The organism is Mycobacterium sp. 852014-50255_SCH5639931 (assembly GCF_001665605.1).
GTDB lineage: Bacteria > Actinomycetota > Actinomycetes > Mycobacteriales > Mycobacteriaceae > Mycobacterium > Mycobacterium paraffinicum.
In genome coordinates this window covers 114,040-123,632 of the sequence record NZ_LZSV01000003.1, presented here as the reverse complement: position 1 = coordinate 123,632, position 9,593 = coordinate 114,040, and the positions used below count along the sequence as shown (strand labels likewise).

Below are 9,593 nucleotides of genomic sequence, written 5' to 3'. Positions count from 1 at the left end.
AGATGTGTATAAGAGACCGGTTGTGGTGGCGTTCGGTGGCGATGCGCTGGGCCCGGTTGTGGGCGCGGGTGCGGGTGCGCAGCGGCATCATCGCGGTGCGCTCGCCGCAGCGCTCGACGGCGGCGGGGGCCGGGAGGTCGCCGGTGGGTGCGCACAGGCTGGGGAACAGCAGCGCGCTGCCCGGGGTGCTGACGTAGGTGTGCCCGTCGGGTAGGCGCCAGATGAGGGTGCCATCGGGCAACTGCTCATCGCGCCAGCCCCAGAATGTTTTCAGCAAATGATGTTGGCGGCACAGACATTTCAGGTTCGACGGATGCGTTGCACCGCCATCGGCGTAGGGGATCGTATGGTCGATATCGCAGTCCACGGCCGGCCGATCACACCCGGGCGCCCGACACGTCAGATCCCGGCACCGCACGAAGTCGGCGAGCTTGGCCGAGGGGAGATAGCGCGGTTCGGCTTCTGTCGGGGCGCTCACCGGCACCAGCCTGGCGTTGGCGGCCAACTCGGCGACCACCTCGGCCGGCACCAGCCCTTCCACGCCGGGCAACACCCCCGGGGCCGCGCCGCGCCCGGCGACCGTGCCCGCCTCGGCGACGACATGAATCACCACATTGCTTGCGGTCCGCGCCCCGGCGGCGCACCCGGGTATTCCGCACTGACACCCCAGCCGGTCCGCACCGGCGGCCAGCGCACCCAGTGCATCCGCCCGGCGCTGCCGCTGGGTGCGCGGATCGGCCCCACACACGCTGCCCGCCAACTCATCGAGGCGCCGATCCAGCGCGTGCCCGTCGGCGCCGAACACGCTGCCGGAAAGCCACGCCATCCCCGAGTCGTTGGCCTGCACATCGACAAACCGATCGTCGACCGCCTCCTTGGCCCGGCGCGCCGCATCGGCATCCACCCAGGCCACGATTCGGTCCACCGCGGCCCCCAGGCCTCCGCGGGTCAGCGACGGACGCCGTGAGATCACCACCGCCAGCCGCGCATCCACCCGCGCCATCACCTCGGCATCGGTGATCAAATCGGTGCGAAACACGATCGTCTGAAACGCCCGATAGTCGATATCCCCGGCCCGAAACGCCTTGCCCACCTGCGGCAGCCGCTCGCGCATCGCCATCGCATACCGCAGATAGCTATGCGCCAGCGCCACACTGCATCCCAGCGCCGCACCCACCTGCGCAGCCACCGCATCCCACGCATCAGCCGCCCACTCGGCCCGCTCCCCCGAATCGCGACACCGCAACACCACCAAGTCCCCCACCGCCACCAGCCGTTCGGCGGCCGCCCGCGCCTCCGCACGCCCCGCCTCGCGCACCCGAGCCAACAACACCCAAGACTCCGGGGTAGACCGCGACGCCAACGCGTACTCGAACATACATTCGATACTAGGCCGAGGGTCCGACAAACCCGGGAAACTGCGGCGAGCCCCGGTCAGCCAACAAGTCCAGCGATTACGGCATCCGGGTGCGATGCCGCTTGTCGTGCGGCGGGACGCCGTTCACCCCGCCGGTGGACTGCGCGTAGCTGCCCACGGCGTACGCGACGCCAGCACCCATGATGGCCAACGCGTCGCGGTTGATGTTGTCGGCGGTTTCGTGGGGGCCCTGATAGTTGGGGTCGAACGGGACGCCGGCCTGCCCACCCCACAATCGGGCCTGCACTGTGGTTTTCGGCTGCGTGGCGCCGGCCGTCATGCCCCCGATCGGCACGCCCGCGGCCATGAAGGGGTGGTAGTCCGCGAGGGTGCTCAGCGGCATGTCCGCGGGCCGCTTCCCGGCCAGGTTCAGATACCCGGCCAGGGTGCGCTCGATGCCGGCCGAGCCGTCGGGGATGTCGGCGTAAGTCACCCCGGGCGCCGGCGGACCGGACTGATCGCCGTCGTCGGTGAAGAAGCCGGCGTTGGGCGAACCCAGCCTGGTGAAGTTCAGGTACATCGCGAGATCGTTGAGCTGATCGCTGTCCAGGCCGAACACGTAATCCATGACGCCGTTGAGCCCGTCCTCGTCAGCGCCCCAGAACGCGAACCGCACGGCGTTGTTCACCGGCGCCAACGGGCCCAGCTGCAGCGCCGTTTCCAGCACCGCGGCGACCCCGGATCCGTCGTCATTGATGCCAGGACCGCCACGCGAGCTGTCGAGATGCGCCCCGACCATGACCACTTCGTGCGGAGAACCGGTCTTGGTCTGCGCCAGCACGTTTCGCGATGTGATCTTGGTGTTCTGGGCGTCCAGCACCAGATGTATGGGCGCGCTCGCGCCGGCGAGCGCGGTCGCGGCGGACCCGCCCGCGACCGCGACCGGCACGGTCAGCTGCTTGAAGTAGCCCGGATTGAACAAGGTGGCCGGGGCGCCCTGGCCGGCGGCCGCACTGAGCACGACCAGCGCGGCGGCGCCCTTGGCCACCGCGCTGTTCTGCTTGTCGACCACCGAACAACGCGCGTCGTCGACGACGGCGATCGAGCCCTTGGGCAGCGCGGCCGGGTAATCGCCGGCCGCACAGCCCGAGGGCTGGGTGGGCCGGACGGGCTGCCCGGTCAGGCCACCGGGCGGTGTCTGGACCAACAACGAGGCCTGATCGACGGGGTAGCTGCGACCGGCGATCGTCAGCGCCGGCCTGCCCGCGGAAACGGTGTACAGCCGGTCGAACTGTGGGGTCATCACCTCAAATCCCCTGTCGCGCAAGGACTTGGCCACGTAGTCGACGCTGGCGTCGTATCCCGGCGTGCCGTCCGCCCGGTTTCCCTTGTTGGCGTTGGCGATGTTCTGCAGCGCGCGCAAATGGGCGAACATCTGATCGACGGTCACTTTTCCGGCCAGGCTGCGACCCAGATCCGGTGCGGCGGCGGGCGATCCCGGCCGCGCCGACGAGCAACCCGCCAGCAGCAAGGTCGCCAGCAGCAGTGCCGCTCCCAGCCGGCGGGTCATGGCTTCGTGAGCACGTGACGCGTGCGGTCCTCCATCGTGGGCACCCCGTTGTGGCCGCCGAGGTCTTGGGCGAAAAGGCCCACCGCGTAGGCGACGCCGCCGCCGTTGACGCCCAGCGCGGTCTTATCGATGTGATCGAGGGTGTCGGTCTTTTGGTGATAGTTGGGATCGAACGGCTGGTCGGCGGTCCCGCCCCACAACTTTGCCTGCTCCGCGGACATTTTCGCCTCGGCACCGGAGAACAGGCCGCCGGCGGGGACGCCCGCCAGGGTGAATCCGTCGTAGTCGGAGCGGCCGTCAAACGACGTGTCCTGCGCGGTTTTTCCGGCGGATTTCAGGTAGGCGACCAGTGTGCGCTCGATACCGGCCGACCCCTCCGGCACCACCGGCTGCCCACGCGCGTCCGCCGGCAGCGATTGGTCCCCGTCGTAGGTGAAGTAGCCGGGGTTCGGCGACGCGAGCATGTCGAAATTCAAGTACAGCGCAATGTTTTTCAGCGCAGTCAGGTCAAGAGATTCGACGTAGTTGCGCGATCCGATCAGGCCGAGTTCCTCCGCGCCCCAGAACCCGAACCGCACCGCGTTGCGCACCTGTGGCGAATTACCCAGCTGCAGGGCGGTTTCCAATATCGCGGCCACCCCCGAACCGTTGTCGTTGATGCCCGGCCCATCGGGCACACTGTCCAGGTGCGCGCCCGCCATGACGACGTTGGTCGTCGACCCCGTCTTGGTCTGCGCGATCACGTTGCGGGCCTTGAAGCTCTGCACGCTCGCCCTCAGCTTGATGGTGGCCGCCCCCGGCTGGGCGCGCAGTTGCACGCCGACGGACTTGGTCACGCTCACCACCGGGATCTTGACGTTCGTGTCCGGCCCCAGCGTGCCGCCCATCTGTTGCTCGTCGACGTTGTCGGCGACGATCATCGCGGCCGCACCGCGCTGCGCCGCGACGTCCTCCTTCTGAGCGAACGGACACGTGCCGCGGTCCACCAGGACCACGGCCCCCTGCACCGGGAGGTTGCCGTAATCCGAGGCCGCGCAACCGGGGCCGTTGTTTGCGGGCAGGACGACCAGCGGCCCGCTCACCCCGTCCGGGGCGGTGCCGAGGCTGAAGTCGAGCGCGTGTGCCTCGACCGGCCTGCCACCTACCGTCACCTCCGGCTTGTCCCCGTGGAACACCCGCGCGGAGAATTCGGGGGTCTGCACATCGAAGCCACTGCCGCGCAACGTGTTTACGATGTAGTCGACGCTCGCCTCGTAACCGGGGGTGCCCACCGCCCGGGTGCCGTTGTTGGCGTTGGCAATGTCCTGGAGCTTTGCCAGGTGGGCCATCATCGCGTCGGCCGTGACTTTGTCATGCAGCGCGCCGGCGAACTTGGCCGCGTCGGGGTTCCCGGTCGCTTGCTGGGCGTTGGTCGACCGGTGCAAGCAGCCGGTCGACAATGCGGTCATGGCGACCACAACGAGCGCCGCCGGGATCGTCGTGAATTTGTTCACCATCGCGCCCCAGGTTAGACCGCGCCACGAGCGGCCGGGATCAGGACACGGCGGTATCAGACATAGAGCGCATTGAACGGCGCAAAGGGAATGTTGCGCACCACAAACCAAGCCGCGACCAGCGTCAGCGTCACCGCCGCGGACCAGCGAGCGTGCTGCCAGCTCCGGACCCGTCTGCCCGCCACCCGTCCATAGGTCCAGGCAAGGTACGCCCATACCAACAGCACGACGGCCGCCAGGCCCAATGCGTTGAACCGGGCGGCCGCCATGACGTTGCCGTGCATCAGGGAATACAGCATGCGCAGGCTGCCGCATCCCGGACAGTCGATCCCCAACAGCGCCTTGGTGGGACACACCGGCAGCGGACCGTTGGGAGTGGTCGGGTCACCCGCCCAGATGGCGGCGCACATCAATGTCGTGGATGCGGCCACCACCAGTGGCGCTCCCAGACTTAGCGGCGCCGCCCCTTGACGGGTCACCATGGTCGCGAACCGGGCTCAGAACATCGCGGCGAGCGCCGCATTGGTGTTCGTGTTGAGCGCGCCGACCGCCATCAGGATGCCGTAGATGATGCCCACGACGACACCGATGACCGCCGACCAGATCACCCATTTCTTCGCGCTGTCGGCGGATGCCTGCGCCTCGGCATAACGGCCCTGCGCCCAGAGACCGTTGACTTGGCTGGACTTGACGATCGCCACGATCCCGAAGGGGAGGCAGCAGAACAGGGTCACCAGGATGGACCACACCAAATAGTTATTCGGCGCTTGCCCGGCGGGCTGCTGTGGCGGGTAACCAGGCGGCGGAGGGGGCGGTGCCGGCGGTTGTGTCATGAATTCTCCAGTCCCGAGAAGTTAGCTGGCGTAAAGCGGTGCTAACCATACCCGAGCACAGTCGCGGCGGCACTAGCAATTTGAAAATCCCCTTTGGGACCCGCTGACGTGCGGCGCGACCGTCCCCCCGCGTTCAGCCTCCGTTCTCCTGCCGGCCCATCACGAAAAAGATTGGCAAGAAAACGGTTTCGAAAGCGCGCGTTACCGCCCTTTGCGCTGCGGTCTTGCGAAAGGTGCCGAGACAGACAATTGCCAGCGGAATGTGTTGCTTTGTCTGGACATATCCCTACGATCCCTACTTAGCGGAAGTATGTTTCTCCGGTGAGCGACGCCGGTCCCACAACCGCTTAGGAGTCAGAGGATGTCCCATCTCAGCAACGCGTTGCGGGTCGCCACGGCCGCGGCGTCTGCGTGCGGTTGCGCCTTAGCGGGCACTGCCACCGCGACCGCGGATCCCGCGAACACCGGTGGCTCGTCGGACATCAACACGCTTGCGGCATCGCTGTCGAAGGGCTACGGGCTGAACAACTGCACCGCCCAGAACATCACCACCGGCGAACTGGCGTCGCTCACCTGCGGGCAGAGTCCCGACCCGAGCGGCCCGGTCCAGGCCAAGTACATCCTGTTCAACAACGGCGAAAACCTGGTCGGCTCGTTCAAGGCCAGCATCAAAGACGACGTGCTGGGCACCTGTGGGGACAGCGGCCAATCCCCCACCAGTTGGCACCAGGGCAGCAACAGCAGCAATGCCGGACAGGTCGCGTGTGGGACATATCAGAACGCCGCCGAGATCATCTGGACCTCGGACGCCAAGAACATCTTGAGCTACATCCGCGGGTCCAACACCGACGCCGCCGCGCTGTACCAGTGGTGGCGCGCCAACGGCTGACTTCGCAATTGGGGGGCAACGGGTTTCGGCATCACCCATCCAACAACCATAGGGAGTCAACAAAAATGTCACACCTCAACACCGCGCTGCGTGCCCTGTCGGCGGCAGCGCTAACCGGCGGTTTGGCTTTCGCGGGAAGCGCCACCGCGGTCGCGGAACCCAACACCGGCACCGCCGCCGATATGAACACGCTGGCCGCCAACCTGTCGAAGGGCTACGGCCTGAACAACTGCAAGTCGCAGGAGTTGACCGAATCCGGTGAGCTGGCCGAGCTCCTGTGCGGGCAGAGCCCCGACCCAAGCGGACCCGGCTCCGGCGTCTACGCCCTCTTCTCCAACGGCACCAACTTGGCCTCCGCGTTCAGTTCCACCATCAAAGACGTGTCCCTGGCCGCGTGCGGGGACGCCGGGCAGTCACCGGGTACCTGGAAGCAGAACGGTCAGACGGGCGGCCAGATCGCCTGCGGCACCTACAAGAACTACGCGACGTTGACGTGGACCACCGACGCCAAGAACGTCCTGGGGCACCTCACCTCGTCCAACTCCGACGTCAACGCCCTCTACCAGTGGTGGCGCACGAACGGCTGACCGTCACCACCGCGCGGACACCAGTTCGGCTACGGCACGCATCCCGGCGGCATTGGGGTGCAACGGCGCCGCCCGGCCCGGTAGCGGCACACCGGGTCTCGTGGTCCACGGCTCCGGCGACCACGCATGGTGCTCCCGGCTGGCCCCCGCGGCGCCGACCACTTCGCAGCCGGTAGCCGTCGCCGCGTCGGCCGTGAGCCGTTCCAGCGTCGCGGCCACGTGGCGCCCGAGGTCGGCGTCCGGGTCCGAGAGCGGGGCGGCCGGCGTGCCCGCCGGCGGCAGGACGGTCAGGTAGTCGACGAAGAAGACTCGGGCCCGCGGTGCGCGATCGCGCACCGCCAGACCGACCCCGCACAACGACTCGAACACGGCGTCCAGGGCCTGATTCCGCGCATCCCGGTCCAGCAGTGCGGAAATGCGAGGACCGAGCAGCGGCAGGCGCCGGACGGCTCGCGGCAAGGAGGCGGCCATCAGCAGCGGGATGTAGCCGACGTCGTTGCCGCCGATCGTGATGGTCACCAGACTTTCCGAGCCGTTCAGCGCGGTGATCTGGGGCGGCGCGCCGCGCTGGTGGTCGGCGAGCACGTGGGCGGTGGTCGCGCCGGAAAAGGTGACGTCTACCAGATCGAGGTCGCATCGCTGCGCGACCAGGTGCGCATAGTTGCGCGCCGACCGGCCGGAGCCCCAGGGAGCCCCCGTGGCGCGGGGCCCGATGCCGGGACCGGCGGCCATCGAACTGCCCAGCGCGACATAGCGTTTCATCGTTCGGGGCTGGATGCCTGTGCCCAGAAGCGCTTGGGAATCCGCCCCGCCCGGCGGGCCAGATAGCCGGCGGTGACGGCGGCGGCCATCGCGGCCGCCATCGTCGCCGGATCTGCGGCGCGGGTCACCGCGGTGGCCAAAAGCACGGCGTCGCAACCCAACTCCATCGCCAGCGCGGCGTCGCTGGCGGTGCCGATGCCGGCGTCGAGCACCACCGGAACGCCGGCCCGGGCGACGATCATCTCGATGTTGTGCGGATTGGTGATGCCAAGGCCGGTGCCGATCGGCGAACCCAGCGGCATCACCGCCGCGCATCCGGCGTCTTCGAGCCGACGCGCCAACACCGGGTCGTCATTGGTGTAGGGCAGTACGACGAACCCGTCGTCGACCAATTGCTCTGCGGCCCTAATCAATTCGACCGCGTCGGGCAACAGCGTGCGTTCGTCGGCGATCACCTCCAGCTTGACCCAATTGGTGTTCAGCGCCTCACGGGCCAGCTGCGCGGTGAGCACCGCCTCGGCCGCGCTGCGGCACCCCGCGGTATTGGGCAGCGGCGTGATGCCGAGCCGGTTGAGCAGGTCCAGCAGACCCGTCCCGCCCTCCGCGTCGACGCGCCGCATCGCGACGGTGGTCAACTCGGTGCCCGACGCGACCAGCGCCTCCTCCAGCGCGGCCAGGCTGGTCGCTCCCCCGGTGCCCATGATGAGCCGCGAGGCGAAGCTGCGATCGCCGATCGTGAGCTTCAATTCAGCCACCCTGCACCGCCGTCACCACCTCGAGTCGCGCACCGTCGAAAAGCGTTGTCGTCCAATTGGATCGCGGCAACACGGCGTTGCCCATCGCCACCGCGACACCCCGCTCCGGATAGCCGAGCGACTGCAGCAGCGCGCCCACCGTCGTCTGCTCGTCGACATCGACCTGCTGCTCGTTGACCACCACGATCATGACGGCGCTCCGACCGGGGCCAGTTGAGAGACGATCTGTTCCGCGGTCCACGGCGCCAACAGGAACCCGGATCGGCCGTGGCCGCCGGCCACCAGGGTTCGCTCATCCAGCCGTTGCACCAGGGGCAGGTTGTCCGGTGTCCCCGGGCGCAGCCCGGCGGCACACTCGGCCAGCTCGTATTCGCCGAGCGCGGGCAACACCGCACACGCGTCGTCGAGCAGGTCCCGCACTCCGGAGACCACCGGCGCAGTGTCGCGCCCGTGTTCGTACTGGGTGGCGCCGACGACCACCCCGTCCGCACGTGGAACCAGGTACACCTGCCGCCCGTGCACGCGGGCCCGAATGACGCGCTGCGGCACCGGCATACACCCCCGGCGCCAACGCAGGCGCAGCACCTCCCCCTTGACCGGGCGCACCGGCAGGCCGGGCCACAGCGCGGGGGCGTCGATGCCATTGGCGATCACGACCGCGTCGCCGTCGACCGTCAGGTCGTGCGCCGGCGGCGCCCATCGCACCCCCAGGCGCTCGCATTCCGCGGCCAGGGCGTCCAGCACCGCGCGGTTGTCCACCGCCAGCTCGGTGGGGGCCCGAAAGCCGTGCCGGATGCCTTGCGCCAGCAGCGGTTCGGTGTCCCGGGCGGCCGACTCCCAGACCACCGGATGCCCCTGCGCGGACAGCCAGTCGGCGACGGTGCGCAGGTCCGCGACGTCGGCCCGGTCGACGGCGACCACCAGCGACTCGCGGGCGGTGACCACCTGCGGCGGCAGGCCGTCGAGGAAGCCGCCCTCGCGCCACAGCCGCAGCGACTCCAGCCCTAGCTGCAGCAGCCGCTCCTCACCGGGCCAGCCCTCGCTGTGCGGGGCCAGCATGCCGCCGGCGACCCACGACGCGCCCTTGTCGGAAGTGCGGTGCACCCGGACCGACCAGCCGGCCTGCGCGGCGCGGCGCGCCACCGCCAGCCCGATGACGCCGCCGCCGATGACCGCCAACGACCCAAGGTCTGATGGCATCCCGTCCATTCTGGGCCCTCCCTTCGCCGGCATCACCCGGATCAGGTGTGACGGTAAGGGCAGGCGCGCCCATTCTCAGACCCCGTTCCCGGGACTCCCGTGTCTGCAAGTTCTTCGGCTTCCACGCTAGCGCGCTAGCGTCGCGGT

11 protein-coding genes and 1 riboswitch are annotated in these 9,593 nt (G+C 68.8%); of the genes, 2 read left to right on the top strand and 9 right to left on the bottom strand.

The genetic code is table 11. From position 1 onward, the window contains the following. The 5 genes from A5758_RS03270 to A5758_RS03250 form a co-directional block, all read right to left on the bottom strand. The coding region (locus A5758_RS03270; RefSeq protein WP_082939555.1) for an HNH endonuclease signature motif containing protein at positions 1–1,378 on the bottom strand (1,378 nt) is incomplete at its 3' end. Positions 1,379–1,454: 76 nt separating this feature from the next. Further along, on the bottom strand, positions 1,455–2,927 hold the full coding sequence (locus tag A5758_RS03265) for a M28 family peptidase (RefSeq protein WP_067736387.1): 1,473 nt from the start codon (positions 2,925–2,927) through the stop codon (positions 1,455–1,457). Next, complete coding sequence (locus tag A5758_RS03260; protein ID WP_067736381.1) at positions 2,924–4,423, bottom strand: M28 family metallopeptidase; 1,500 nt, start codon at positions 4,421–4,423, stop codon at positions 2,924–2,926. Before A5758_RS03260 ends, A5758_RS03265 begins: the two co-directional genes overlap by 4 nt. Positions 4,424–4,476: 53 nt before the next feature. After that, entirely contained in the window at positions 4,477–4,902 is a 426-nt protein-coding gene (locus A5758_RS03255; RefSeq protein WP_067210283.1) for a DUF2752 domain-containing protein, read from the bottom strand. A gap of 15 nt (positions 4,903–4,917) precedes the next feature. Next, on the bottom strand, positions 4,918–5,253 hold the full coding sequence (locus A5758_RS03250) for a CD225/dispanin family protein (protein ID WP_046183018.1): 336 nt from the start codon (positions 5,251–5,253) through the stop codon (positions 4,918–4,920). Positions 5,254–5,614: 361 nt separating this feature from the next. On the opposite strand from A5758_RS03250, the gene A5758_RS03245 reads away from it, so the two are divergent. Together A5758_RS03245 and A5758_RS03240 are read left to right on the top strand one after the other, a co-directional pair. Continuing rightward, positions 5,615–6,142, top strand: a complete 528-nt coding sequence (locus A5758_RS03245) for a serine/threonine protein kinase (protein WP_067736378.1) — start codon at positions 5,615–5,617, stop codon at positions 6,140–6,142. Positions 6,143–6,207: 65 nt separating this feature from the next. Continuing rightward, positions 6,208–6,729, top strand: coding sequence for a serine/threonine protein kinase (locus A5758_RS03240; RefSeq protein ID WP_067736375.1), 522 nt, complete (start codon positions 6,208–6,210; stop codon positions 6,727–6,729). A gap of 3 nt (positions 6,730–6,732) precedes the next feature. Here the strand turns inward: A5758_RS03240 and A5758_RS03235 are convergent, their stop codons facing one another. Genes A5758_RS03235 through thiO form a run of 4 tightly spaced genes read right to left on the bottom strand, consistent with a single transcriptional unit; the run spans position 6,733 to position 9,446 of the window. Then, positions 6,733–7,491, bottom strand: coding sequence for an SGNH/GDSL hydrolase family protein (locus tag A5758_RS03235; protein ID WP_067736370.1), 759 nt, complete (start codon positions 7,489–7,491; stop codon positions 6,733–6,735). Next, the gene (locus tag A5758_RS03230; protein WP_067736366.1) at positions 7,488–8,246 is read right to left on the bottom strand and encodes a thiazole synthase; all 759 of its coding nucleotides are present in this window, start codon (positions 8,244–8,246) and stop codon (positions 7,488–7,490) included. The genes A5758_RS03235 and A5758_RS03230 overlap by 4 nt, the downstream gene beginning before the upstream one ends. Further along, positions 8,239–8,436 (bottom strand): sulfur carrier protein ThiS, encoded by a 198-nt coding sequence (gene thiS, locus A5758_RS03225; RefSeq protein WP_067736361.1) that lies wholly within the window; start codon positions 8,434–8,436, stop codon positions 8,239–8,241. Before thiS ends, A5758_RS03230 begins: the two co-directional genes overlap by 8 nt. Beyond that, positions 8,433–9,446, bottom strand: a complete 1,014-nt coding sequence (gene thiO / locus A5758_RS03220; RefSeq protein WP_067736419.1) for a glycine oxidase ThiO — start codon at positions 9,444–9,446, stop codon at positions 8,433–8,435. The genes thiS and thiO overlap by 4 nt, the downstream gene beginning before the upstream one ends. After that, positions 9,447–9,557: riboswitch (TPP riboswitch) on the bottom strand. Between the last annotated feature and the right edge of the window lie 36 nt (positions 9,558–9,593).